The following is a 25038-nucleotide window of genomic DNA, read 5'->3' as shown; positions in this document are numbered from 1 at the left end:
TCGAGCGTAAGCTAATCTGGCGCCATGAGGCTTATGAAACAGAACGTCAGCGGCCGTCGCCGCTTCGCCTTTTCTCCGCCATGCGCGGCGGCGGCGTTCTGCGTCGTTTTTCTTGTGCCGCGCGCCTGGGCGCTCCCGCCGGCCCCCGAATCCGGCGCCTGCTCGCTCGAAAACGCGACGCCCGCAACCGTCGCTTTGGTCGACGAGGACTTCGACCTTCTCCTCGACGACGGCCGCCGCGCCGCGCTCGCAGGGCTCGAATTCCCGGGGCCGCCCGCCAAGGACGTCCGCGCGCGTCGCGCCGCGGCGCATAAGCGGCTATCAGAATGGCTCACCGGCAAAGACATCTTTCTCGGCGCCTTTGCCGGCGCGGCGGATCGCTGGGGCCGCTTTCCAGCCCGGGTCTTCGCCGCGAGCGGGGCAGGGGCCGAGGCGCCGCTCGTCTCGGTCGGGGCGGCGCTGCTGGAGGAGGGCCTCGCGCGTTTCCGGCCCGATCCGCCCGCCGCGCCCTGCGCTCGGGCTTATCTTACGGCCGAGGCCCCGGCGCGCGATGCATCGCGAGGTCTCTGGGCCGATCCGGAGATGCGCCCGATCGACGCCGGCGCCAAAGAGAGCGGCGCGGCGTTGCTGCACCGCAAGGGAATGGCGATCGTCGAGGGCAAAATCCACGGCGTCGGCCAAAGTGCTGGCGCTATCTATTTGAATTTCAGTAAAAAACGGTTCGACGATTTCTCGGTCGTGATTTCGCGGCGCGATTTGGCTATTCTTGCCGCATCGGGAATCGAACCCCCAAAGCTGATCGGGCGGCGGGCGCGCGTGCGAGGACTTATTGAGACAGGCTTTGGGCCGCGTATGGCGATTTCAACGCCCGCCGAGATCGAAATCCTTGACGCGACGCCGTGACCTCCTGAGGCGGGCGGCCCTGGCCGTCGCTTGCGCGGTCGCGCTCGCCAATTGCGCCGAGCTCGAGCGGCAGGGCCAGCTCTTCGGGCCCACGCCGACCCCGCCCACGCGGCCGGCGCTCTCCAAGACGGATAACCGCTCCTCGGTCCAGCACAAGGAGCTGCTCGCGCAATTTGGCGGCGAATATCAGGCCGTCGCCGCCGAACATTATCTCAACGATATTCTCGTCAAGCTCGCGCAGGCCAGCGAGACGCCCGGTCAGACCGCCTATAAGGTGACGATCCTCAACACGCCGGTCGTCAACGCCTTCGCGCTGCCCTCGGGCAATCTTTACGTCACGCGCGGGCTCCTGGCGCTTGCCGGCGACGCCTCCGAGGCGGCGGCGGTCATGGCGCATGAAATCGGCCATGTCACGCTGCGCCACAGCGCGCTGCGCGCCGAAAAGGAGCGCGAGGCGGCGCTGATCTCACAGGCGGCGACCGTGATCCAGAGCCGGCAAAAGGGCGAGGAAGAGCGCTCGAAGCAGCGCCTGTCGGTGGCGAGCTTCTCCCGCCAGCAGGAGATCGACGCCGACGAAACCGGCGTCAGGGTGATCGCCCGGGCGGGCTTCGACCCTTACGGCGCGGCGCGCTTCCTGACGGCGCTCGGCCGCTCGTCCGAGCTGCGCGCGGCGCTTTACGGGAAGCGGAAAGATTCCGGCTTCGACATCACTTCGACCCACCCTTCCACCCCCGAGCGCGTGACGCGCGCCATTACAGTCGCCCGACAGATCGGCGCGCCGGGCATCGGGAACCGCGACCGGGCCGGCTATCTCGCGGCGATCAACGGCGTGGCTTTCGGCGACGATCCGATGGAGGGCTTCGTCCGAGATCGGAAATTCACCCATCCGCGCCTGCGCTTCGCCTTTGCGGCGCCCGAGGGCTTCCTGCTGGAGAATTCCAGCGAGGCGGTCTTCGGCGTCCGGCAGGCCGATAATGAGGCGCTGCGGCTCGATACGGTCCGTAATCCGCCATCCGAGAGCTTAGAGGCCTATGTGGCGTCCGGCTGGGTGGATGGTCTGCTGCCGTCCAGCGTGCGGAAGATCGACGTCAACGGCCTGCCGGCGGTCACCGCCGTGGCGCGCGCCGGGGAGTGGAACTTCCGCCTCGCCGTGATCCAATCCGGCGAATATCTCTACCGCTTGATATTCGCCGCCAGGGCTCTCACCGACCAGGCGGAGAAGGAATTCATGGACTCGATTGCGACTTTCCGGCGGATCACGCCGGAGGAGGCGCGCGAGGCGCATGGGCTCAAGCTCTCCATCGTCACGGCCGGGACCGCGGATACGGCGGAAAGCCTTGCGGCGCGGATGACGACGCCCAACCGCCCGCTCGAATATTTCAGATTGCTCAATGGTTTGGACGAAAGCGAGCCGGTTGTGGCCGGAGAACGTTACAAAATCGTAACGGAGTGATCGCCGCTCCTGGGGGAACAGGACCGGGGCGCCGCGTGTTGAACGCCTAGAGTTGTTCAAAATGCGCGGATATCTCGCGAAATGATGCCCGAGAGATAGCGCGCTGTGGAGATTTGACCATGGCGTATCTTCCCGGTCTTGGCAGAGAACTTATGAAGGCGGCGGCGGACGCCCCATTCCTCGAAAGGGAAGAGGAGAGGGGGCTCGCGGTCGCCTGGCGCGACCATGGGGACCCCGTGGCGCTGCACAAGCTCACAGCCGCCCATATGCGGCTCGTCATCGCCATTTCGGCGAAATTCCGCCACTACGGCCTGCCGATCGCCGATCTGGTGCAGGAAGGCCATGTCGGGCTTCTCGAAGCGGCCGCGCGTTTCGCGCCGGAGCGCGACGTGCGCTTCTCGACCTACGCCACATGGTGGATCCGCGCCTCGATCCAGGACTATGTCCTGCGCAATTGGTCGATCGTGCGCGGCGGCACGAGTTCGACGCAGAAGGCGCTCTTCTTCAACCTGCGCCGCCTGCGCGCCCGCCTGTCGCGGGAGCCGGGAGCCGCCACGGCGGGCGACGCCTATGAGAGCATCGCCGAGACGCTGGGCGTGTCGGTCGCCGATGTCGAGATGATGGACTCGCGTCTCTCCGGCTCCGACGTGTCGCTCAATGCGCAGCTCGTCGACGACGAGTCGGCGGGCTCCGCTCAGCGCATGGATTTCCTTGTCGACGACGCGCCGCTCCCCGACGAGGTGGTCGAGCAGACGCTCGACTCGGACCGCCGCGCCCGCTGGCTGCGCGATGCGCTCGCGATCCTCTCGGAGCGTGAGCTGCGGATCGTGCAGGAGCGCCGTCTGACCGAAAATCTCGTGACCCTCGAAACGCTGGGCGACAAGCTGGGCATCTCGAAGGAGCGCGTGCGCCAGATCGAAAGCCGCGCCCTGACGAAGCTGCGCCGCGCGCTCTCGCGGCTGAAGGACGACGATGCGCCGGAGGATGCGGCGTCGCCGATGGCCTAGCGCGCGAGCGATGAGAAATCCCATCCCCGGCTGGGCTTTCGCCCAGCCGGGGATGATTGTTTGCGCGTCAATGCGGGAAGGCGAAGAGGCGCCAGACGGCGATGGACGTGGTCGCCGCGGCGAGAAGGGCGAGCGCCAGGGCGACTTTGACCAGGAGCGGAAGGAGCTGGCTTTCGCCGATGACGTGGACGCCTTCCACACGCCGGATGCTCCGACCATAGCGATCGGCTGCTACTGGGCGCCGGTAGGAATCATTAATCGAAAGACTGAAACGAGACATGGCTTAATTTCCCAGGTTTGACCAAGAGCGGCTCGCTTCCGTCTCGAAAAGAGACAAGGGAGCGCCGCTGATGGCTGGGCTTCAAGCCGTGTGCCGTCTCCATATGGGATCCGCTTTAATTGGTTCGACGTCATTCCCCACGCTCGCAAAGCGAGCGATCGGAATTACCGCCGTCATTGCGAGGAGGCGGAGCCGACGAAGCAATCCAGCGCCGCATCGCTGCTCTGGATTGCTTCGCTTCGCTCGCAATGACGGCTCTGAGCAAAACCAGTCGGACTTTAGCCCGCCGGGAATGACACGTCCCCATGCAAGCTATTCAAACGGAAGTGGCGTCAGGCGATGATGTCGGGGGTGAGCTGGTCCTCGAGGAAGGCGATGCGGTCGCGCAGAACCAGCTTGCGCTTCTTGAGCCGCTGAATTTGCAACTGGTCGGGCGGGCCTACGGCGATCAGCGCGTCGATCGCCGCTTCGAGGTCATGGTGTTCGAGGCGCAGGCGCTCGATTTCGGCGCGGATCGCGTCCTGCTCCGCCTTGCTGGCATTGTCATTCATCGCCGCAACACTGGCCCCGCAAAGCGTCTAGAATCGTGCGGATTATCGCGCCGCACACAAGGGGCGTTCAAGAAGAAAACGCTCTAGGCCGAGGCAAAGCCATAGGCCTCGCGCATCTCGCCGATCTGCGCGATTTTGGCGCGCAGCAACGACCAGTCGTCGCTTTCGGCGATCGCCGCCCAGATCGACTCGACCTCGTCGATGAGCATGGCGCAGGGCGCCGAGAGGCGGAAATAAGGATGGTCGAGCCGCGCGTCGGCCATCGCCTCATGTTCGGCGAAAGCCGCGCGGACGGGCGAGAACTCCGGCGTGTCGTAGAAGGCCGCGGAAGGGCTCGCCTTTGCCCGTTCGCTGCTCGCAAGCCCGCCGCGCCAATCGAAAAACGTCTGCTCGAATGGCGCGCGGGAGGCGATCAGAAAGTCGGTGAAGGCTTTCGCCAGCCGGGCGTCGGCGTCTTCTCCCGCGGGAGCGAGCGCCAGGCGGCGCAGCAGGATGGCGCGAAATTCCTTCTGGATAGCGCCCGCGAAACTGTCGAGCGTGCGTTGGGCGAACTCCAGCCCGGTCAGATGCAGCAGGCATTCGGCGAGGCGCGCAAGATTCCAGCTCAGCGCCGAGGGCTGACGGCCGAAGGAATAGAGTCCGCTTTCGTCGAAATAAGCGGCGGTGAATTGCGGATCGTAACTCGGGGCGAAGCGCCAGGGTCCGTAGTCGAAGCTCTCGCCGGTGACGTTGATATTGTCGGAATTGAGCACGCCATGAACGAAACCCGCCGACATATAGCCGGCGCCGAGCTTGGCGACGCGCGCGACGACCGTCTCGAAAAAAGCGCGCGCCTTGGCCTGGCCGGAAAGGTCGGCGAGCGCAGGGAAATAATGGGCGCAGACGTAATCGAGCAGCCGATCGATCGCGCCTTTGTCATCATGATAGGCGAGCCGCTGGAAGGTGCCGATGCGGATGTGCGAATGCGAGAGCCGGACGAGCACGCTCGAACGGGTCGGCGAGGGCTCGTCGCCGCGCTGGAGCGCCTCGCCCGTTTCGATGAGGCTGAAGGTTTTCGAGGTGTCGACGCCGAGCGCTTCCAGCATTTCGGTCGCCAGAATTTCGCGCACGCCGCCCTTGAGCGTGAGGCGCCCGTCGCCGCGCCGCGACCAGGGAGTCTGGCCGCTGCCCTTGGTGCCGAGATCGAGCAGGCGCCTGTCGGCGACGTCGCGCAATTGCGCGAAGAGAAAGCCGCGTCCGTCGCCGAGCTCGGTGTTGTACACGCGGAATTGATGGCCGTGGTAGCGCAGCGCGAGCGGCTGCGCCAAGCTGCCGGGCAGGGGCTCGAAACGGCCGAAATGCGCAACCCATTCGTCGTCGGTCAGCCCGTCGAGGCCGACGCGCGCCGCCCAGCGCTGATTACGGAAGCGCAGGATCGTCTGCGGGAATTGGGCGGCGTCGACGCGGTCGAAAAAAGGATCGCCCAGGCTCTCGTGCAGGGCTTCGGGGCGGTAGGCGGCTGTGACGGGCATTTGTGGGTCTCTTCTGGGGCGCGTGCGACCACGGAGCAAGGCTTGCGCCATAACACGGACCGCGCGCCTTCAGGCGCGCTCTGACAAAGCGCCGGTAACGCCCCACATGCTTCGAGACGCCTGCTGCGCAGGCTCCTCGGCATGAGGAGCTTCTGAAACTGTGCCAAACACTTAGGCCTCATCCTGAGGAGCGAGCGACGCTCGCGTCTCGAAGGACGAGGCCGCCTCGGAGGTTTGTCAACAATCTGCGCGCGCTTTGATGCGCGCCTGAAGGCGCGCGGTCCAAGTCCGGATTACGGCGTCACATCCTCTCCGTCACCGCCGTCTCTTCGATCTGGGGCGTGCGGCGCGCCGTCGACGCGATCATCGGCAGAATGTCCTCCACACGCTCGGCCACAGCGTAGCGCACGTCATATCCTTCGCGGATGAAGCCCGCATTGTGCATATGGGCGAAGAGCGTCAGCAGCGGCCGCCAGAATCCCGCGATGTCGGCGATCACGAGCGGCTTGGTGTGGCGCCCGAGCTGAATCCAGGTGAGCTGCTCGGTGAGCTCCTCGAGCGTCCCGACGCCGCCGGGCAGCGCCACGAAAGCGTCGGACTTTTCGAACATCAGCCGCTTTCGCGTATGCATGTCGTCGACGACGATCAGCTCCGTCATGCCCTGCAGGGCGATCTCGCGTTCGTCGAGGAAGCCCGGGATGATGCCGGTCACGCGGCCGCCGGCGTTCAGCGTCGAGCGCGCCACCACGCCCATCAGACCGCAGGAGCCGCCGCCGAAGACGAGCCCGATGCCGGCTCTGGCGAGCGTGCGCCCGAAAGTTTCCGCAGCGACGGCGTAGCGCGGGTCGTCCCCCTCAGCAGAGCCGCAGTAGACGCATATGTTTTTGATTTTCTGCATAACTCTCTTCCGTCAACTGGCGCCTTCGCCTCGCCCGTCAAGCGGGGTGCGCGAAGAGGCTAAAGGTCTTATATGACGCCCAGGCCTCGCCGCCGAGGCGCCCTTTCATCCATCACCGGACCTCGAATGCTCAGAATTGGTCAGCGCGTCTCGGGCGCTCAGCCGCCCGATCCGCAAGACGCTTCCCTTTCCGAAGCCTCGCTTTTCGCCACCATCCCCCGCCTGTGGCCCTATATCTGGCCGCGCGGAAGGCGCGATCTGGAGCGGCGCGTCGCTTTGGTGTTTCTGCTGCTTGTCGTCAGCAAGCTGTTCAACGCGCTCACCCCCTATGCCTTCAAATGGGCCACGGACGCGCTGGCGGAAAGCGGAGCAGATGCGCTTCCTGCGCTGGGCGCGGGGGCTGTGGGCTTTACCCTGCTGATGGGCGCTATCCGCATTGTCTCGGTCATTCTCATGCAGACGCGCGATGGCGTTTTCGCCGCGGTCGCCATGCACGCCGTGCGGCGTCTCGCAACCGACCTTTTCGTCCATATGCATGAATTGTCGTTGCGCTTTCACATCGGCCGCAAGACTGGCGGCCTCACGCGCGTGCTGGAGCGCGGCCGCAACGCCATCGAAACGCTCTCGCGCCTCGTCATGTCGACCGGCGCGCCGACGGCGCTCGAAATGGCGCTGGTGCTCGGCGTGTTTCTCTATCAATTCGACTGGCGCTATGGCGGCGTGCTCATTCTCACCCTCGCCGCCTATTTCGCTTATACGACGCTCGCCACCAATTGGCGCATCGCCATCCGCCGCCAGATGAACGAGAGCGATACGGACGCCAATCAAAAGGCAATCGACAGCCTGCTCAATTACGAGACGGTCAAATATTTCTCGGCGGAAGCGCGCGAGGCGGCGCGCTACGACAAATCCATGATCCATTACGAGAAGGCGTCGACGCATTCCTATGTCTCGCTCGCCGTTCTCAACGCCGGGCAGACGGGGATCTACATTGTCGGCCTCACCGTGATGATGGTGATGTGCGTCTATGGCATTCGCGAGGGGCGCAACACGGTCGGCGATTTCGTGCTGATCAACGCGATGATGATACAACTCTCGCAGCCCTTGCACTTCATGGGCACTTTTTATCGCGAGGTGCGTCAGGCGATCATCGACATCGAGACCATGTTCTCGATCCTCTCGCAGCATCCGGAGATTTCAGATAAGCCCGACGCCGAGCCGCTGGTGGTGCGCGAAGGCCGCGTCGTCTTCGACGACGTGCGCTTTCATTATGATCCCGACCGGCCGATCCTGAAGGGCGTGAGCTTCGAGGCCGAGCCCGGCCAGACCATCGCCATCGTCGGGCCTTCAGGCGCCGGCAAATCGACCATCTCGCGGCTGATGTTCCGCTTCTACGAGCCGCAGGGCGGGCGCATCACCATCGACGGGCAGAACATCCTCGATGTGACGCAAGCGAGCCTGCGCGCGGCGATCGGCATGGTGCCGCAGGATACGGTGCTGTTCAACGACACCATCGGCTACAACATCCGCTATGGCCGCTGGGACGCGAGCGACGAAGAGGTGCGCGAGGCCGCGAGTCTGGCGCAGATCGACGATTTCATCCGCAGCGTGCCGGGCGGCTATGAGGCGCAGGTGGGTGAGCGCGGGCTGAAGCTTTCCGGCGGCGAGAAGCAGCGCGTCGCCATCGCCCGCACGATCCTGAAAGGGCCGCCGATCCTCATCCTCGACGAGGCGACCTCGGCGCTCGACAGTTTCACCGAGCACGAAATCCAGGAGGCGCTGCGCCGCGTCGCCAAGGGCCGCACCACGCTGGTGATCGCGCACCGCCTGTCGACGGTGGTGGAGGCCGACGAGATCCTCTTCCTCGACCACGGCCGCATCGTCGAGCGCGGCCGGCACGCGGAGCTGCTGGAGCGTGGCGGCCAATACGCCGCCATGTGGAACCGCCAGCGCGAGGCCGCCGAGGCGCGCGCCAAGCTGCTGGAGACGGAACGGGAAGAGGCCGAGGCGGAGTAGGGGGGGCGGGGGGCCGCGCGCGAGTGGCGCGGTTGCTTGGCGCCGATCCCTTCCTTTTACGGCTAAGGGGAGCCACCCATCTTGGGAGCCGTCATGGCCGGGCTCGTCCCGGCCACCCACGCCGAGGGGCGCAGCCCAACAAGACGCGTAATCCGGACTCGGTTCTGGCGACTGCCCAGCATAGCCGCGTTTGCGCGGCGTGGATGGCCGGGACGAGCCCGGCCATGACGAGGGCGCAGCCATATTGATTACGCGCCGCCCCTCTCCGGTTAAAAGAGAGGGGCGGCGCGACCCCGTCGCCCCCGGGATCGCGCGCCTTGCGGCGCGCCCAAAATCAGCCGCCCGTCAGCCGACGCAAATTGCGATCCACCTTGCGCTTGTAGACCGCCACGGCGCGGCCGGCCGCGTGATGGGCCTGGCCCATAGCCACCGCCCGCGCCGCCGCGAAAGTCGCCTCGGCGGCGGCGTCGATCTTCTCGGAGACCATCAGACTGCTCTCATGCTTGGGATCGACCGCGCCGAGCGCCATTTTCGTCAGCCTGACCGCGATGACCGCATTCGCGGCGACGCTCAAAGCGAGCGTGTCGGCGAAAAGCGTGGCGAGGCTCGATTTGTCGGTCATCCGCTTGAGTCTCCGGCGTTTAAAGGCCGAGTTTGCGGCATATGCGACAGAATTGTAAAGCCCCCGCCGTGATGTAGGTCAAACTATCGTTGTTGCGGCGCGGGAGGGTCACCGCATGGCGGAGCGCAGGCCCAGCCTCTCGACGAAGGGATCGAAGTCGCGGTCGCTGTAAAGCAGGGGCAAGTCGCTCTCGATGCAGCGCGTGGCGATAATCGTGTCGATTGTCTTGCGCGTGGTCACGCCCATGGTGCGCAGCTTCCGGTAGTTCTGCGCAGCGCGAATAGCGATCTCACGCCCGCCGAGCCCGACGATCGTCAAGGACGTGAGGAGCTTCTGCGCCTGGGCGAAATCGCGCTCCTTATCGAAGCCCTGGAGGACTTCCGTCAGGATGAGATCGCCGGTGGCGATTGGCTCCTCGCCGAGAAGCCAGTCGAGACGCTGGGCCTGCGGGGTCTCGGCGCCGCGGAAATAATCGATCCACACGCTGGAATCGACGAGGATCATTTGTCGGTCCGCATGGCGTCGAGATCGCCGCGCCAATCAAGCTTGCCGCGAAAGCGCTTAATCTCCTTCTGGCGTTCGAGCCGGAGCAGCGTGCGTAAGGCCAGATCGACCGCCTCGCGCTTGGACTTCAGGCCGGTGGCCTCGAGCGTTTCCTTCATCAGGGCGTCGTCGATGACGATGTTGGTCCGCATGTGTATAATCCGCTCTTGTAATACACATCTTAGCAGGCCCTCTCGGGCCCGCAAGAGCGGCCTCACATAACGGCGCAAAACGCCGGCGCCGATAGCCCACAACTCCGCTTCCATCCCGCCGCCACACCCCCCATATTGCCGCCATGGCGACGTCTCCCGAGAAACCCAAGAAAACCGCCCCCAAGAAAGACCCCGCGCGGCCCACCCGCGCCAAGGCGTCAAAGCCCGAGCTGGCGCCGCTTGCGCCGCATCTGGCGCAATTGCTCAATCCGGCGCTAGCGCCCGGCTTCAGCGATATGGGGCAGGCGGCCTATGACGCGGATGGCGCGCCGGTCGACGACGAGGAGGTCCAGAAGTGGTTTCTGGGCCCCCAGCCGCCGTCCGGCGGGGGCGTGCAGGCTACCTCTGACTCGCTCGCCGAGCTGCTGCGCCTTGGCGATCCCAATCTGCGCGACACAAAGCCCTGGGTTCCGCACCGTCCCGAGCGGCCGGCGAAATCCGAGGGCGGCGTCAAATTCGAGCTCGTCTCCGAATATACGCCCAAGGGCGACCAGCCGGCGGCCATCGACGAGCTGGTGAAAGGCATTCAAGCCAATGAGCGCGATCAGGTGCTGCTCGGCGTCACCGGCTCGGGCAAGACCTTCACCATGGCCAGCGTCATCTCCGCGACGCAGCGCCCGGCGCTGATCCTTGCGCCCAATAAGACGCTGGCGGCGCAGCTTTACGGCGAGTTCAAGAGCTTCTTCCCCAACAACGCCGTCGAATATTTCGTCTCTTACTACGACTACTACCAGCCCGAGGCCTATGTGCCGCGCTCCGACACTTACATCGAGAAAGAGTCGAGCGTGAACGAGCAGATCGACCGCATGCGCCACGCCGCGACGCGCGCGCTGCTCGAGCGCGACGACGTCATCATCGTCGCCTCGGTGTCTTGCATCTACGGCATCGGCTCGGTCGAAACCTATACGGCCATGACCTTTTCGGTGCAGCTCGGCGAGAAGCTGGAGCCGAAGCAACTGGTGACGGATCTTGTGGCGCTGCATTACCGCCGCGTGCAGGCGGATTTTACGCGCGGCACGTTCCGCGTGCGCGGCGACACGATCGATATTTTCCCGGCCCACTATGAGGATCGCGCCTGGCGCATTTCCTTTTTCGGCGACGAGGTGGAGTCGATCTCCGAATTCGATCCGCTCACCGGCAAGAAGACGGTCGATCTCGAATTCGTGAAGGTCTACGCCAATTCGCACTATGTCACGCCGCGCCCGACGCTGCTGCAATCCATCAAGGCCATCAAGGACGAGCTGAAGCACCGTCTCGACGAGTTGAATCGTTCCGGCCGTTTGCTGGAAGCGCAAAGGCTGGAGCAGCGCACGCGTTTCGATCTCGAAATGATGGAGGCGACAGGCGCCTGCGCCGGCATCGAGAATTATTCGCGCTATCTCACCGGCCGCAAGCCCGGCGAGCCGCCGCCGACGCTGTTCGAATATCTGCCGGACAATGCGCTTGTGTTCGCCGACGAAAGCCATGTCTCGATCCCGCAGATTGGCGCGATGTACAAGGGCGACTTCCGCCGCAAGGCGACGCTCGCCGAGTATGGCTTCCGGCTGCCGTCCTGCATGGATAATCGTCCGCTGCGCTTCGAGGAGTGGGACGCGATGCGCCCGCAGACGGTGAGCGTCTCGGCGACGCCCGGCAATTGGGAGCTGGAGCAGACCGGCGGCGTCTTCGTCGAGCAGGTCATTCGCCCGACGGGCCTCATCGATCCGCCAGTGGAGATACGTTCGGCGCGCACGCAGGTCGACGATCTTCTCGACGAGGTGCGCGCCACCAGCGACATCGGCTATCGCACGCTCGTCACTGTGCTGACAAAGCGCATGGCCGAAGACCTCACCGAATATCTGCATGAGAGCGGCGTGCGCGTGCGCTACATGCACAGCGACATTGATACGCTGGAGCGCATCGAGATCATCCGCGACCTGCGCCTCGGCGCCTTCGACGTGCTGGTGGGCATCAACCTGCTGCGCGAGGGCTTGGATATTCCCGAATGCGGCCTCGTCGCAATCCTCGACGCCGACAAGGAAGGCTTCCTGCGCAGCGAGACCTCGCTGGTGCAGACCATCGGCCGCGCCGCGCGCAATGTCGATGGCCGCGTGATTCTCTACGCCGATCACATCACCGGCTCGATGAAGCGCGCGATGGACGAGACCGATCGGCGCCGCGCCAAGCAGGTGGCCTACAACCTCGAAAACAACATCACGCCGGCGTCGATCAAGCGCGGCATCGCCGACATTCTCGGCAGCGTGGCCGAGCAGGATCATGTCACTGTCGATACGGGTTATGACATCGCGCCCGGCCATAATCTCGCGATGACGATCGCCGATCTCGAAAAGCGCATGAAGGAGGCGGCAGCCGATCTCGCCTTCGAGGAGGCGGCGCGGCTGCGCGACGAAATCCAGCGGCTGCAAAAGGCCGATCTGCTCGCCGAAGCGAGCCCGATGCTGCGGATCTCGCTCTCGCGTCAGGCGCGGGCAGGGGCGCCGTGCGATGGCGAGGGACTCGCGACCCGAGCGCGCAAACCGACCGACGCCGACATGGGCCCCCATAATTTCGGCGGCGGCGAAGCGCGGCCAGTGGGCCGCATGCCGCCGGCGCGTCCGGCCGGGCGGTCGAGCGGCGGCAAGCCCGGGACGCGGACGCTGAAGGGGAAGCCGAAGTAGGCGGGGCGGCTAAGGGGGAGACGAGGATTGGGCCTCCTTGGAGATGTCCGTGACGTGGACTCGATAAATATCGAGTCCATGCTTCTTCTCCATCAGAGCCGCATATTGCGCCTCGCTCGGCGAACCCAAAAGAATCATTGCGATCGGGGCGGCGATGAGCGCCGACGCAAATGCTGTGTGCAGCCGCGACTTGCGCAACGACGCCAGTACCAAGAGACAGGCCAAGGGAACGATCGCGCCGAGAGGCATGTAATATCTCGGATAGGCGTCTGGCGAGTAAGAGTAGGTCGGAACGCCATTGACGAAGGCGTATTCGATATGGTGGCGATAGCTGAAAACCATATGAATTGTCGCTGTTATAAAAGCGACGGCGAGCCCCACGACGACGAGAATATCTGTTGACGAGGGGGCGTTGCGCCATAGGCGCGCCGCCGCGCTTCTTGCGCCTGCGAGCGCGCATATGAGGGCGAAAACCGGGGCCGCGAGCGTCGCAATTTGCAGAGGCGTCCGCTCCGTAGCGACAGGCTCCCATTCCCTGATGAAGGCTTTGGCAAAGGCGACGGCATAGGCGGGGAAAGAGAGCGTGGTTGTCGCGCCTTTCGTTAGCTCGTCGAAGGGCAGAGGATTGGTCAGCAATCCGATCTGACCCGGGGAGGCCGGGGCGGGTGAGCCATATTGCGCAAAAAACACGAGATAAGGGGCGCCTCCGACGAGCGCAGCCGCGGCCGCCACGGGCAGCCACCAACGCTGGCAGCTTTGCCGCCAAACCATGACGGCGAGGACGCCAGCGACGAGTCCGCCGACCATGATAAATCCCGTGAGCTTTGCGAAACCAGCAGAGATCATGGCGGCAGTCGCGATGAGTAGCCAATGCGATTGTTGGGTCGTCGCTAGGCGATGGAGCGCAAAAACGGCGACGGAGCCGGAGGCGATCGCGAGATTGTCGGCGTTGACGGAGCCCGCGAGCGGCATAAACACGGGAGCGAGAAGAAGAGGAACGATCCAGGCGTATTCCTCGATGCGGGAAAGCTCGAGCGATGCGCCGAGGCGGACGAGGGCGCTAACGCCGATCGTCGCGATCAGGACGTTCAGGAGCCTCAAGCCGAGCACCGAGCCGGGATTGCCCTCGATCGTTGGGCCGAGTTGCGCGAGCGCAAAATAATAGGTTGGCGGATGACTGAGATAGCTCGCCGAATCGGTGAACTGAAAAGTGCGCGAATCGAGCAGCCGCAGCGACTCTAATCGCGGCCAAGCGTCGCCCGTCGACTGAATGTGCGCAATATAAGAGATGTGCGCCATTTCGTCGAAACCCATCGTTACGTCTCTTCCGATGGCCCCGACAACGCTTGCAAAGACAAAGCTGAGTAGGAGGATGGCTCGTAATCTGGTAGATTCGATCGAGGCACCGTCAAGTTTAGGTAAGATATTCAGAATTAACTGCACGGCCATAGGAAATTCTTTGGGTTAAATCGTTGAAAGCTTGCCACTCCAACAGCGGGGTGAAGCTGGGCCCACGTGAATTACAACCAATGGCGGGTTTTCCCCGCTAAGAGGCGTCTTCGGGCTAAAAACGCTGCGGTGACGCTACGGGCGGTTTTTACCCGGTCGTCCCGCGAAAGGGAAGGTGGTTTCCACCGTTCGGCGCCCCGGCAGAACTCTCCGGTTCACAAATTCGTCTTTCTCGATTAGGGTCCGCGCCAATCCGCCGTCCGTCCCGGGCGCTGCGGCATTTTTGCTTTGCCGCGCTAACTGTCTTCTCCAGTCGGGAGGCGCCACTCAAGGAACCACATGGCCAAGGAAGAACTGCTCGAATTCCCAGGAATCGTCACCGAACTGCTGCCCAGCGCAATGTTTCGGGTAAAGCTCGAAAACGACCACGAGATTATCGCTCACACCGCCGGCAAGATGCGCAAGAATCGCATCCGCGTGCTCGAGGGCGACAAGGTGCTCGTCGAAATGACGCCCTACGACCTCACCAAGGGCCGAATCACCTATCGTTTCCGCTAATCCCTTTCCGGCGGAGCCGCTTTAAATGACAGCCGAACCCGCCGCTCCCAAGTCGAAGCTCATTCTCGCTTCGGCGTCGCCGCGCCGTCTCGCGCTCCTGCAGCAGGCGGGGCTGGAGGCCGACGCGCTTCTGCCGGCCGATATCGACGAGACGCCGCACAAGGGCGAGTCGCCCCGCGCTCTGGCGATCCGCCTCGCGAGCGAGAAGGCGGCCGCCTCGGCGAAGGTTCGGGCGGCGCATGACGATCTGAAGCAATCCTATCTCATCGCCGCCGATACGGTCGTGTCCGTGGGGCGCCGCACCCTGCCCAAGCCCGAGACGGCCGAGGAGGCGGAGGAGTGCCTGCAGCTTCTCTCCGGCCGCCAGCACCGCGTCTATACGGCGGTGAGCCTGATCACCCCGCGCGGCTTCGAGCGCAAGCGGCTAGTCGAGGCGCGACTGCGTTTCAAGCGGCTGTCCTCGATGGAGATCGACGGCTATCTCGCCTCCGGCGAATGGCGCGGCAAGGCGGGCGGCTATGCGATACAGGGCCTTGCCGGGACTTTCGTGGTGAAGCTTGTCGGCTCTTATACGGCGGTCGTCGGCCTGCCGCTTTACGAGACCGTGTCGCTGCTCGCGGGCGAAGGGTATCCGGTGCTGCAGCCCTGGTTCGCCAAGGCGTAACCTCGTCTCAATGCGCGTCGTGCGGGGGCAGCTTCAAATGCTGTTCGAGGCGGCGCACGCGCTCTTCGAGCTCCGTGATCAGCACGCCATGGCCGATGATCGAGGAATGATATTCGATCACCGAGCGGCGCAGGCCGGTGATTTGCTCGCTGAGTTTCTTTTCCAGCGTCATGAGATCGGAAGCGACGTCGGCGCGCAGTGAGTGCATATCGCTTTTAAACTCGGCGCGGAGTTCGGCGATTTGCCCTTTGGTAGCCATATCGCCCCGCATCGACGACATCTCGCCACGCATGTCGCGCAGCAACTGCAATACGAGATTTTCCGGTTCGCCGCTCATTTGATTTCCTGCTGGAATGGCCTCGACGAGCGCCGATCCTAGCGCGGCCATGGGCGGCTGTCATTCCGCTATCCGATATACCGCCGGGCGAAGCGCCGTCCCAGTCGGGTCAGCACCTCATAGCCGATCGTTCCGGCCCGAGCGGCCAGCTCCTCGATCTTGATCGTCTCACCCAACAGCTCGACCCACTCCCCGCGCCGCGCGGCCTCCTCAGGCGCATCGGTCACGTCGAGCACGACGTAATCCATCGACACGCGGCCGACGAAGGGGCAGCGCACGCCGCCGACGATCGCCTCGCCTGCCGGCTTCCCGGGTGCGGCCGTGGCCGCGACCGGCAGTCCGTCCGCATATCCGACGCCGACGGTCGCAACGCGGGAGGGGCGGGGGGCCGCCCATATGCCGTCATAGCCGACGGTCTCGCCCGCGGCGAGGTCGCGCGCCGAGATAATGCGCCCGCAAAGCCGCGCCACAGGCTTCATTGGGTTCTCCGCGCCGGGCGTCGGATTGCCGCCATAGAGCCCATAGCCGGGGCGCACCAGATCAAAATGCGGCCGCTGCGGCAGGAAGATGCCGGAGGTATTGGCGAGCGACGCCGGAACAGCGGGGAAAGCCGCGCGGACGGCGAGGAAATCGCCGATCTGCCGGTCGTTGATTGGCGAAGCCGGGAGCTGCGCGCTGACGAAATGGCTCATCACCAGGGTCGGCGCGATCGCCTGGGCGCGCAACGCGATTGCGCCGGCGTCTTGCGGCGCGAAGCCCAGCCGGTTCATGCCGGTGTCGAAATGAAGCGCCGCCTCCAGCTTGCGGCTGAGAGTGACGCCGGCCGCAGCCCATTCCTCGAGCTGCGCAAATGAGCCGAGCGCCGGCCGCAGCCCTGCCGCGGCGAGGCGCGGCGCGCAGCCCGGCGCGACGCCGTCGAGCACATAGATGGTCGCGTTGGGCGCCAGCGCCCGCGCCGCCTCGCCTTCGATCAGATTGGCGACGAAAAAGGTCCGGCACCCGGCGCCGGCGAGCGCGCGCAGCGCCGCCGCCTGGCCGAGGCCATAGCCGTCAGCCTTGATGACGGCCCCGCATTCGGAGGCTCCCGCCATTGAAGCGAGCTTGCGCCAGTTCGCGACCAAGGCCGAAAGATCGACGGACAATAGCCCGCTCTCCACCGGCTCCGACGGATCGGCGCAGGCCAGCAGACGTTCTGTGGGCGAAATGATTCCCATACGGCCATCTTATCTCAGGAAACGCGGCGTTCGCATGGCGCATTGGCGACGGCGCGCGGGAATAATAATTCCGCGCCTGCCACGACGTTTCCCGATCATCGACGAGCGCGCTTTCTCGGCGCGGCTGGCCGCCTGATTCGATGGGCAGGGGCCGCGACAATCTCGAGCTCGACTTACAGGCCAGGTTTCCACTGCGTGAGCCAGATATTTATCCAGACAGAAATAGCTGAAACATCGAACCGATTTTTGGTCGCCCGCGCAATTCGCCGCACGGCCGCGCAAAAGCAATAACGCTGCGAGACCCGCTTATAAAATCCTACGAGAGCCGCTTGATTGGTTGGGCGTCAATCCCGACGCTCGCTTGAGCGAGCGTCGGGAACCCAGCGGGGAGTCTCCCGCTCGATCGAAATATTAGGGGCGTCGAGTTGGGGGGCTTTTGGTGACGAAGGAACAACTCATTCTCGCCAACCAGCGAGAGATATTGGAGACTCAGGCCGATCTCCTCAAAATTCAAGAGCAGCTCAGGCAGAGCTATGAGGAGATAACTCTCACCTTGAAAGAGATGCAGCGGTCGCAGGACAGGCTTGTTGCAAGCCAGGAGTGCGTCCGTGTGCTGCTGGAAATCAAAAATCGGCGTTTCTTCGCAGCGTGATTTTTCCGGGCGCGGCGAGCGGAGCGTTCGGGCCGATGGGCTTAAGCTCGCGCCCGATTCCATGCCGGCAGAAAGCAGGCTAAGCTCGCGCGAACGCGTCGGAGCTCTTCTCCCCAATTGGCGTTATGCGAGGCTAACTCATGAGCGACGGCGCCATACCATTCGGCCGGCTGCGTCTTATTCCGTCGAGCGTCTGGGCGTTGGGAGTCGTCTCTTTGCTCATGGATTTCTCGTCCGAGATGATCCATGCGCTTCTGCCGATCTATCTGGTGGGGACGATGGGCGCCACGATGGCCCAGGTCGGCGCCATAGAGGGGGTGGCCGAAGCGACGGCCTCGGTCGTCAAGATTTTTTCGGGCGCCGTGTCCGACTGGTTCGCGAGCCGCAAGCTGCTCGCCATTCTGGGCTATGGTCTCGCGGCGGTGACAAAGCCGCTGTTTCCGCTGGCTCCCAATGTCGACTGGGTGATGGCGGCGCGTTTCATCGACCGCGTGGGGAAGGGGATTCGCGGCGCGCCGCGCGACGCGCTCGTCGCCGACGTCACGCCGGCGGAACTGCGCGGCGCGGCCTTCGGCCTGCGCCAGTCGCTCGACACGGTCGGCGCCTTTCTGGGGCCCGCCGTCGCGGTGTTGGTCATGTGGGCGACGCTGGACGACATCCGCGCCGTCTTCTGGGTGGCCTGCATTCCCGCCATTCTCGCCGTGGCTGTCCTCGCCTTCGGGGTCAGCGAACCAGCCGAGACGCGTCCCCAGCGCCCGGCGCGCTTTCCTCTCCATTGGAGCGAGATTCGGGGCTTGAGCGGGCGTTTCTGGCTGGTGGTCGCGATTGCCTCCATCTTCAGTCTGGCGCGCTTTTCGGAAGCCTTTCTGATTCTCAAGGCGCAGGCGGTCGGCCTGCCGGAGGCTTTGGCCCCGCTGGTGCTGGTTGCAATGAATGTCGTCTATGCCGGCGCGTCCTATCCCGTCGGCGCCTTTTCCGATCGCGGCGACCGGATCACGCCGCTCGCAGCCGGCCTCGTGATGCTGATCGGCGCCGACGCCGCCTTGGCTTACGCCGAACATCTCCCGCTCGTCTGGGGCGGCGTCGTCCTCTGGGGTCTGCATATGGGCCTGACTCAGGGGCTTTTCGCCGCTCTGGTCGCCGATACGGCTCCCGCCGCGCTCCGGGGCACGGCCTTCGGCGTCTTCAATCTTACCGGCGGGCTGGCTCTTCTTGTCGCGAGCCTTCTCGCCGGCTGGCTCTGGGACGTCTACGGACCCTGGGCCGCCTTTGCGGCCGGCGGCGGGGCCGCGCTGCTGTCGCTCGGCGTTCTTCTGATTGCGTCCAGATCGCTTTCGGCTCCGGCCGAATAGCGACCCGAAACGAGCCAGTGCGCGAGAGCGCAGCCGGCGCCGCGACAAAAGCTCCTGTGGATACAGGCTTGTGTCTTTATTGCGACACAATCCGGCGTCTTTGCGCCATTGAGCCGGTTGCGGCGCCGCACCAATTGAATTATCCATCCATAAGCGTCTTCGGAACCATTTCGAACTGACGCGCGAGAGGGATACGCATGGCAAACGCCTCAACGGACGAGCGCGCCGCAACGCGCCCGTTGTCGCCGCATCTGACGGTCTTCAAGCCCTGGCTCACAATGGCGATGTCGATCGCCCATCGCATCACCGGAGCGGGGCTTTATGTCGGCATGGCGCTGATGGCGCTCTTTCTGCTCGGCGCAGGCTTTGGCGGCTGGCTTCATGCGCTCACCGGCTGGCTTGCCTCGGGCTTCATCGGCGGGCCGATCGTCTTCCTCATCACCTGGGCGATTTTCCACCATCTGCTCGGCGGCGTCCGTCACGCGCTTTGGGATCGTGGTCTTTATATGGACCCGCAGGGCCGCGAGCTTCTGGCGCAGGCCTCCCTCTATGGCGGCGTCGGCCTGACCGTGCTGCTCTGGATCATCAAGTCTCTCGCCGGCTAACGGAGGCCTCGAATGTCGGTTCCGACTCACTTCACGAGCGGGCGGAGCGGCCAGGGCGCCGCTTATGTCTCGGATCACGAGGGCTCGACTCACGCCCGCTTCATGCGTCTTTCGGCTTATGCGCTGGCGCCGCTGGGCGTGCTTTCGGCCTGGTGGTTGGCCGGCCTTGTCGGCGAGACGCCCGAGGGCGTGCGCGCCGAGATCGGCCATCCCTTCCCGGCGATCGTGCTGATTCTCTTCGGGGTCATCGGCATGATCCACGCCCGCCAGGGCGCCACGGAGATCATCGAGGATTATGTCCACGACCCGGCGCTGAAAGAGCAGGCCCTCTACTGGAACCGGATCGCGTCGATCGCGATCGCCGGCGTCTGGACCCTCGGGATCATGCTGATCGCCGCGCCGAGATAAGAGTAGCGCGCAAGAAAGCCCGCTGGAAAGACATTCAACAAAGGCTTCGATAATGGTTGCGAATGGCGCTGCTTCATCCGTAACGGTCGGCGGACGTGCCTATCCGATCGTCGACCACACTTTCGACGTGGTGGTCGTCGGCGCCGGCGGCGCCGGGCTGCGCGCCGTCGTCGGCTGCGCCAAGGCGGGGCTCAATGTCGCCTGCGTGACCAAGGTCTTCCCGACCCGTTCGCATACGGTCGCGGCCCAGGGCGGCGTCGCCGCCGCGCTCGGCAATATGGGGCCGGACGACTGGAAATGGCACATGTATGACACCGTCAAGGGCTCCGACTGGCTCGGAGACCAGGACGCGATCGAATATCTGTGCCGCAACGCCCCTCAGGCGGTCTATGAGCTCGAGCATTGGGGCGTGCCCTTCTCGCGCACGGCCGAGGGCACGATTTATCAGCGCCCCTTCGGCGGCATGACGACCGATTACGGCAGGGGCCCGCCCGCTCAGCGCACCTGCGCCGCCGCCGACCGCACCGGCCACGCCATGCTCCACACCATGTATGGGCAGGCGCTGAAGCATGAGACACAGTTCTTCGTCGAATATTTCGCCATCGACCTGATCATGGATCAGCAAGGCGCCTGCCGCGGCATCGTGTGCCTCAAGCTCGACGACGGCACGATTCACCGGTTCCGCTCGGCGCTGACCGTTCTCGCCACCGGTGGCTATGGGCGCGTCTATCTTTCCGCCACCTCGGCCCATACCTGCACGGGCGACGGCAACGGCATGGTGTTGCGCGCCGGCCTGCCGCTGCAGGATATGGAGTTCGTTCAATTCCACCCGACCGGCATCTATGGCGCGGGCTGCCTCATCACCGAGGGCGCGCGCGGCGAGGGCGGCTATCTGACCAATAGCGAAGGCGAGCGCTTCATGGAGCGCTACGCGCCTTCCGTCAAAGACCTCGCGCCGCGCGACATGGTTTCGCGCGCGATCACCATGGAGGTGCGCGAGGGCAGGGGCGTCGGCAAGCACAAGGACCACGCTTACCTCCATCTCGAGCATCTCGATCCGGCGATCCTGCATGAGCGCCTGCCGGGCATTTCCGAAAGTTCGAAGATTTTCGCCGGCGTCGACGTGACGCGCCAGCCGATCCCCATCATCCCGACCGCGCATTACAATATGGGCGGCATCCCGACGAATTATCACGGCGAAGTGCTGCGCAAGCTCGACGGGAACCCCGACTCCGTGGTGCCCGGCCTGATGGCGATCGGCGAGGCGGCCTGCGTCTCCGTGCATGGCGCCAATCGCCTCGGCTCCAATTCGCTGATCGACCTGGTGGTCTTCGGCCGCGCGGCGGGCCTGCGCGCCGCCGAGGTGGTCAAGCCCGGTCAGTCGCAGCCAGAGCTGCCCGCCGATTCGGCGGAGCTGCCGCTCTCGCGCCTCGATTTCTTCCGCAACGCCAATGGCGCGATCTCGACGGCCGATCTGCGCGACAAGATGCAGCGGACCATGCAGTCGCATTGCGCCGTCTATCGCACCGGCGAGGTGCTGGCCGAGGGCGTCGCGGGCGTGCAGGAAGTTTGGCGGGAAGCCGCCGAGGTGAAGGTCTCCGACCGCTCGCTGATCTGGAACTCCGATCTCGTCGAGACGCTGGAGTTCGACAATCTCATCGCGCAGGCCGCGGTGACGATCGAATCCGCCGCCAACCGCAAGGAATCGCGCGGCGCCCATGCGCGTGAGGACTTCCCGAATCGCGACGACGCCAATTGGATGAAGCACACGCTGGCGTCGATCGACCGTGAGAAGAAGACGGTCTCGATCGACTATCGCCCGGTGCATAGTTACACGATGACGGATGAGGTGGCTTATATCGAGCCGAAGGCGCGGGTGTACTGAGGAAGCGACGGCCCGACCGAAGGGAGCACGGTGCGATGAATGCGATCGTCATCCGTAATTTGGCCGAAGAGACGCTCGCGAGACTCGAGCGCCTTGCGAATAGCCATCATGTGTCTCTGGAGGACGAGATCGCCGATCTGCTCGAAACGGCGTCCAAATCCCGCGAGATTTGTGATGAGCGCGTACGTCTCGCCGACTCGATCGCCGCTATGACGCCGAAAGGCGTTGTGCAGACGGATAGCACGCTGCTCATCCGGGAAGATCGTGACCGATGAAGCTCGTGATTGACGCCTCGATCGCGGTCAAATGGATCGTCGACGAGGCGGATCACGATCTCGCTCGGGGGCTGCTCGCTCGATGCTCGGATCTTTATGCGCCGGATTTCTTGCTGGCCGAAGTGGGGAATGTTCTTTGGAAAAAGACACGTTCAGGCCAGTTCGCCAGCGAGCAAGCTCTTAAGGGCCTCGCCTCGATGAGTAGCTACTTTACTGAATTGTCGCCTTCGGCGGCATTTGTCGAGCGCGCCTTGGCGTTGGCTACAAGTCTCGATCATCCGATCTACGACTGCCTTTACTTGGCTTGCGCTGAAAGCCTAGCGGCGACATTCGTTACTGCGGATGAAAAATTCCTTCGGAAGGCGCTTGCCTCATCCTGCAATGTCGAAATAGTCGCTCTCCAAGCCTCCGCCTCGCTCCAAGCCTCTTCTCTCCGAGGGTAAAATGGTCGAATTCACCCTTCCCAAGAACTCCGTCGTCGCCGAGGGCAAGGTCTGGCCGAAGCCGGAAGGCGCCGCCAATCTGCGCGAATATCGGATCTATCGCTACAACCCAGACGCCGACGCCAATCCGCGCGTCGACACTTTCTTCGTCGATACGGGCGATTGCGGGCCGATGGTGCTGGACGGCATCATCTGGATCAAGAACAAGGTCGATCCGACGCTGACCTTCCGCCGCTCCTGCCGCGAGGGCATTTGCGGCTCCTGCTCGATGAACATCGACGGGGTCAATACGCTCGCCTGCACCAAGGGCATGGACGAGATCGAGGGGCCGATCAAACTCTACCCGCTGCCGCATATGGGCGTGGTGAAGGACCTCGTGCCCGACCTCACCATTTTCTACGAGCAGCACGCCGCCATCGAGCCCTGGCTCCACGCCGGCGCCAACCCCGAGAAGGAGCGGCTGCAGTCACCGCAGGATCGCGCCAAGCTGGATGGTCTCTACGAGTGCATCCTCTGCGCCTGCTGCTCGACCGCTTGTCCGAGCTATTGGTGGAACTCCGACCGTTTCCTTGGCCCCGCCGCGCTGCTGCAGGCGCATCGCTGGGTGCAGGATTCGCGCGACGAGGCGACGCAGGAGCGTCTCGGCTATGTCGACGATACCTTCCGCCTCTATCGCTGCCATACGATCATGAACTGCACCAAGGTCTGCCCGAAGGGCCTCTCGCCCGCCAAGGCGATCGCGGAGCTCAAGAATCTGGCGATCGCCCGGCAGGAGGCGTGACGCCGCTTCCGGGAGCGACTGTCACGGACCGCGAGCCTTCAGGCTCGCTTTGTCGCGGCGCGCCTGAAGGCGCGCGGTCCAGCGGGGCGCCTTGATCCCGCCGCCGTGCGGCGCTAGGACGTCCCGTTCAATTTCGGAGACAGTGCCATGCGTCTTTGCGCGCGTCGTTTCAGCGGTTCTCTCCTTGTCGCAGCCTTTGTGATCGGCGCCGGCGCGGCTGTCGCCCAGGAGCTGCAGCTCGATCCCAAAGCGTTCGATCCTAAGGCGCTCGACACCAGCGGCGCCTCTTCGGTGCAGACCAAGCGCGCCAAGGGCAGGAAAGGCGCGGACGCCAACGCCCAGCAGACGACGCCCGGCAAGCCGCAGGCGACGCCGAATGGTCCGAACCGCCAGTTCGGCGAGCTGGAAGGCTGGTCTCCCGGGAAGGCCCCGCCCAAACCGAAAGACAAAGAAGACAGCGCCCCTTCGGGATCAAAACCGCCAGTCTCCGTGACCCCCAGCGGAAACATGGGAACCGGCTTCACCTTCTAGCGCGCTTTCGAGATCGCTTGATTGGTTTGGCGTCATTCCCGACGCTTCGCGCCAGCGAAGCGATCGGGAATTGGAATGACGAGCCCAAAAGCGAGCGGTTCAAACGGAAACAGTATGAGACGCCGGCGGCGCCGGCTGGAGAAAGTTCATGGCTTATAAGGTCGCTATCGTCGGCGCCACAGGCAATGTGGGCCGCGAGATGCTGGATATTTTGGCCGAGCGCCGCTTCCCCGTGTCGGAAGTCGTGCCGCTCGCCTCTTCGCGCTCGATCGGCGTGGAGGTCTCCTTCGGCGACAAGACGCTCAAATGCCGCCATCTCGACACCTATGACTTCTCCGACACCGACATCTGCCTGATGTCCGCCGGCGGCAGCGTGTCGACGCAATGGTCGCCGAAGATCGGCGCCCAGGGCTGCGTCGTCATCGACAATTCCTCGGCCTGGCGCATGGACCCGGACGTGCCGCTGATCGTGCCGGAGGTGAACGCCGACGCGGCGGCGGGCTTCAGGAAGAAGAACATCATCGCCAATCCGAACTGCTCCACCGCGCAGCTCGTCGTGGCGCTGAAGCCGCTGCACGACAAGGCCAAGATCACGCGCGTCGTGGTGTCGACCTATCAGTCGGTCTCCGGCGCCGGCAAGGATGCGATGGACGAGCTCTTCGCCCAGACGCGCTCGGTTTTCGTCTCCGACCCGGTCGAAGCGAAGAAATTCCCCAAGCGCATCGCCTTCAACCTCATTCCGCAGATCGACTCCTTCATGGAGGACGGTTTCACCAAGGAAGAGTGGAAGATGGTCGCGGAGACGAAGAAGATCCTCGACCCCAAGATCAAGCTCGTCGCCACCTGCGTGCGCGTGCCGGTCTTCATCTCTCACTCGGAAGCTGTAAACATCGAATTCGAGAACCCCATCTCGGCCGACGAGGCGCGCGACATCCTGCGCGAGGCGCCGGGCGTGCTCGTGATCGACAAGCGCGAGCCCGGCGGCTACATCACGCCGCATGAGGCGGCGGGCGAGGATGCGACCTATATCTCGCGCATCCGCGAGGACCCGACCGTGGACAACGGCCTGGTGCTGTGGTGCGTCAGCGACAATCTGCGCAAAGGCGCGGCGCTCAACGCCGTGCAGATCGCAGAAGTGCTGATGAACCGCAAGCTCCTGACGCCGAAGAAGGCGGCGGCGTAACGCGCTGGCCCGGGTTGACGGTGACAAAGCTCCGAGGCGGCCTCGTCC

The 25038-nt window shown here is 64.4% G+C and carries 27 protein-coding genes; 17 read left to right on the top strand and 10 right to left on the bottom strand.

Annotation, left to right across the window (positions count from 1 at the left end; all coding sequences use genetic code 11):
• The first annotated feature begins 33 nt into the window (after positions 1–33).
• The 3 genes from JJT62_RS06730 (at position 34) to JJT62_RS06720 (ending at position 3363) form a co-directional block, all read left to right on the top strand.
• Complete coding sequence (locus JJT62_RS06730; protein ID WP_202072038.1) at positions 34–903, top strand: thermonuclease family protein; 870 nt, start codon at positions 34–36, stop codon at positions 901–903.
• Positions 887–2356: a M48 family metalloprotease gene (locus JJT62_RS06725; protein WP_202071930.1), complete on the top strand. Its 1470-nt coding sequence runs from the start codon at positions 887–889 to the stop codon at positions 2354–2356. The genes JJT62_RS06730 and JJT62_RS06725 overlap by 17 nt, the downstream gene beginning before the upstream one ends.
• Positions 2357–2475: 119 nt before the next feature.
• A complete protein-coding gene (locus JJT62_RS06720; RefSeq protein WP_202071929.1) occupies positions 2476–3363 on the top strand; it encodes an RNA polymerase factor sigma-32 in 888 nt (295 codons plus the stop codon).
• A 67-nt stretch (positions 3364–3430) separates the two neighbouring features.
• On the opposite strand, the gene JJT62_RS06715 is transcribed toward JJT62_RS06720, so the two are convergent.
• The 4 genes from JJT62_RS06715 to JJT62_RS06700 form a co-directional block, all read right to left on the bottom strand.
• Positions 3431–3643, bottom strand: coding sequence for a hypothetical protein (locus JJT62_RS06715; protein WP_202071928.1), 213 nt, complete (start codon positions 3641–3643; stop codon positions 3431–3433).
• Between the two features lie 332 nt (positions 3644–3975).
• Positions 3976–4194 (bottom strand): YdcH family protein, encoded by a 219-nt coding sequence (locus tag JJT62_RS06710; RefSeq protein WP_202071927.1) that lies wholly within the window; start codon positions 4192–4194, stop codon positions 3976–3978.
• Between the two features lie 83 nt (positions 4195–4277).
• Entirely contained in the window at positions 4278–5705 is a 1428-nt protein-coding gene (locus JJT62_RS06705; protein ID WP_202071926.1) for a protein adenylyltransferase SelO, read from the bottom strand.
• 301 nt (positions 5706–6006) lie between these two features.
• Positions 6007–6603: a TIGR00730 family Rossman fold protein gene (locus tag JJT62_RS06700; RefSeq protein ID WP_202071925.1), complete on the bottom strand. Its 597-nt coding sequence runs from the start codon at positions 6601–6603 to the stop codon at positions 6007–6009.
• A 126-nt stretch (positions 6604–6729) separates the two neighbouring features.
• Between JJT62_RS06700 and JJT62_RS06695 the strand changes: the two genes are divergently transcribed.
• Entirely contained in the window at positions 6730–8619 is a 1890-nt protein-coding gene (locus tag JJT62_RS06695) for an ABC transporter ATP-binding protein/permease (protein ID WP_202071924.1), read from the top strand.
• Between the two features lie 334 nt (positions 8620–8953).
• On the opposite strand, the gene JJT62_RS06690 is transcribed toward JJT62_RS06695, so the two are convergent.
• The 3 genes from JJT62_RS06690 to JJT62_RS06680 all read right to left on the bottom strand — a co-directional run bounded on the left by JJT62_RS06690 (position 8954) and on the right by JJT62_RS06680 (position 9936).
• Positions 8954–9241: a hypothetical protein gene (locus JJT62_RS06690; protein WP_202071923.1), complete on the bottom strand. Its 288-nt coding sequence runs from the start codon at positions 9239–9241 to the stop codon at positions 8954–8956.
• A gap of 108 nt (positions 9242–9349) precedes the next feature.
• The gene (locus JJT62_RS06685; RefSeq protein WP_202071922.1) at positions 9350–9745 is read right to left on the bottom strand and encodes a PIN domain nuclease; all 396 of its coding nucleotides are present in this window, start codon (positions 9743–9745) and stop codon (positions 9350–9352) included.
• On the bottom strand, positions 9742–9936 hold the full coding sequence (locus tag JJT62_RS06680) for a type II toxin-antitoxin system VapB family antitoxin (protein WP_202071921.1): 195 nt from the start codon (positions 9934–9936) through the stop codon (positions 9742–9744). The genes JJT62_RS06685 and JJT62_RS06680 overlap by 4 nt, the downstream gene beginning before the upstream one ends.
• A 143-nt stretch (positions 9937–10079) precedes the next feature.
• Here JJT62_RS06680 and uvrB point away from each other — a divergent pair, with 143 nt between their 5' ends.
• Positions 10080–12653 (top strand): excinuclease ABC subunit UvrB, encoded by a 2574-nt coding sequence (uvrB, locus tag JJT62_RS06675; protein WP_202071920.1) that lies wholly within the window; start codon positions 10080–10082, stop codon positions 12651–12653.
• A 9-nt stretch (positions 12654–12662) separates the two neighbouring features.
• Here uvrB and JJT62_RS06670 read toward each other — a convergent pair whose 3' ends face one another.
• Positions 12663–13967: a hypothetical protein gene (locus JJT62_RS06670; protein WP_202071919.1), complete on the bottom strand. Its 1305-nt coding sequence runs from the start codon at positions 13965–13967 to the stop codon at positions 12663–12665.
• 474 nt (positions 13968–14441) lie between these two features.
• Between JJT62_RS06670 and infA the strand changes: the two genes are divergently transcribed.
• Both infA and JJT62_RS06660 read left to right on the top strand, forming a co-directional pair.
• Positions 14442–14660 (top strand): translation initiation factor IF-1, encoded by a 219-nt coding sequence (gene infA, locus JJT62_RS06665; RefSeq protein WP_016920926.1) that lies wholly within the window; start codon positions 14442–14444, stop codon positions 14658–14660.
• 25 nt (positions 14661–14685) lie between these two features.
• Positions 14686–15324, top strand: coding sequence for a Maf-like protein (locus JJT62_RS06660; RefSeq protein ID WP_165050130.1), 639 nt, complete (start codon positions 14686–14688; stop codon positions 15322–15324).
• 7 nt (positions 15325–15331) lie between these two features.
• Here JJT62_RS06660 and JJT62_RS06655 read toward each other — a convergent pair whose 3' ends face one another.
• Together JJT62_RS06655 and alr are read right to left on the bottom strand one after the other, a co-directional pair.
• Entirely contained in the window at positions 15332–15661 is a 330-nt protein-coding gene (locus JJT62_RS06655) for a hypothetical protein (protein WP_202071918.1), read from the bottom strand.
• A gap of 68 nt (positions 15662–15729) precedes the next feature.
• Positions 15730–16875 carry an alanine racemase gene (alr, locus tag JJT62_RS06650; protein WP_202071917.1) on the bottom strand — a complete coding sequence of 382 codons (1146 nt, stop codon included), beginning with the start codon at positions 16873–16875 and terminating at the stop codon, positions 15730–15732.
• Between the two features lie 439 nt (positions 16876–17314).
• Between alr and JJT62_RS06645 the strand changes: the two genes are divergently transcribed.
• From JJT62_RS06645 to JJT62_RS06600, 10 genes are all read left to right on the top strand, one after another.
• Positions 17315–17527 (top strand): hypothetical protein, encoded by a 213-nt coding sequence (locus JJT62_RS06645; RefSeq protein ID WP_202071916.1) that lies wholly within the window; start codon positions 17315–17317, stop codon positions 17525–17527.
• A 140-nt stretch (positions 17528–17667) separates the two neighbouring features.
• The gene (locus JJT62_RS06640) at positions 17668–18879 is read left to right on the top strand and encodes an MFS transporter (RefSeq protein ID WP_202071915.1); all 1212 of its coding nucleotides are present in this window, start codon (positions 17668–17670) and stop codon (positions 18877–18879) included.
• A gap of 197 nt (positions 18880–19076) precedes the next feature.
• Positions 19077–19484 carry a succinate dehydrogenase, cytochrome b556 subunit gene (gene sdhC / locus JJT62_RS06635; RefSeq protein WP_202071914.1) on the top strand — a complete coding sequence of 136 codons (408 nt, stop codon included), beginning with the start codon at positions 19077–19079 and terminating at the stop codon, positions 19482–19484.
• Between the two features lie 12 nt (positions 19485–19496).
• Positions 19497–19892 (top strand): succinate dehydrogenase, hydrophobic membrane anchor protein, encoded by a 396-nt coding sequence (sdhD, locus tag JJT62_RS06630; protein ID WP_202071913.1) that lies wholly within the window; start codon positions 19497–19499, stop codon positions 19890–19892.
• Positions 19893–19944: 52 nt separating this feature from the next.
• Positions 19945–21777, top strand: a complete 1833-nt coding sequence (sdhA, locus tag JJT62_RS06625; protein WP_202071912.1) for a succinate dehydrogenase flavoprotein subunit — start codon at positions 19945–19947, stop codon at positions 21775–21777.
• A 35-nt stretch (positions 21778–21812) separates the two neighbouring features.
• Complete coding sequence (locus JJT62_RS06620; RefSeq protein ID WP_202071911.1) at positions 21813–22052, top strand: hypothetical protein; 240 nt, start codon at positions 21813–21815, stop codon at positions 22050–22052.
• Complete coding sequence (locus JJT62_RS06615; RefSeq protein WP_202071910.1) at positions 22049–22495, top strand: type II toxin-antitoxin system VapC family toxin; 447 nt, start codon at positions 22049–22051, stop codon at positions 22493–22495. The genes JJT62_RS06620 and JJT62_RS06615 overlap by 4 nt, the downstream gene beginning before the upstream one ends.
• 1 nt (position 22496) lies before the next feature.
• Positions 22497–23276, top strand: coding sequence for a succinate dehydrogenase iron-sulfur subunit (locus tag JJT62_RS06610; protein ID WP_202071909.1), 780 nt, complete (start codon positions 22497–22499; stop codon positions 23274–23276).
• 147 nt (positions 23277–23423) lie between these two features.
• Positions 23424–23807, top strand: coding sequence for a hypothetical protein (locus JJT62_RS06605; RefSeq protein WP_202071908.1), 384 nt, complete (start codon positions 23424–23426; stop codon positions 23805–23807).
• A 148-nt stretch (positions 23808–23955) separates the two neighbouring features.
• Positions 23956–24990: an aspartate-semialdehyde dehydrogenase gene (locus tag JJT62_RS06600; protein ID WP_202071907.1), complete on the top strand. Its 1035-nt coding sequence runs from the start codon at positions 23956–23958 to the stop codon at positions 24988–24990.
• The last annotated feature ends 48 nt before the right edge of the window (positions 24991–25038 follow it).

Source organism: Methylocystis sp. Sn-Cys, from assembly GCF_016745395.1.
Taxonomy (GTDB): Bacteria; Pseudomonadota; Alphaproteobacteria; order Rhizobiales; family Beijerinckiaceae; genus Methylocystis; species Methylocystis iwaonis.
This window is presented reverse-complemented; position numbering and strand designations above follow the sequence as displayed.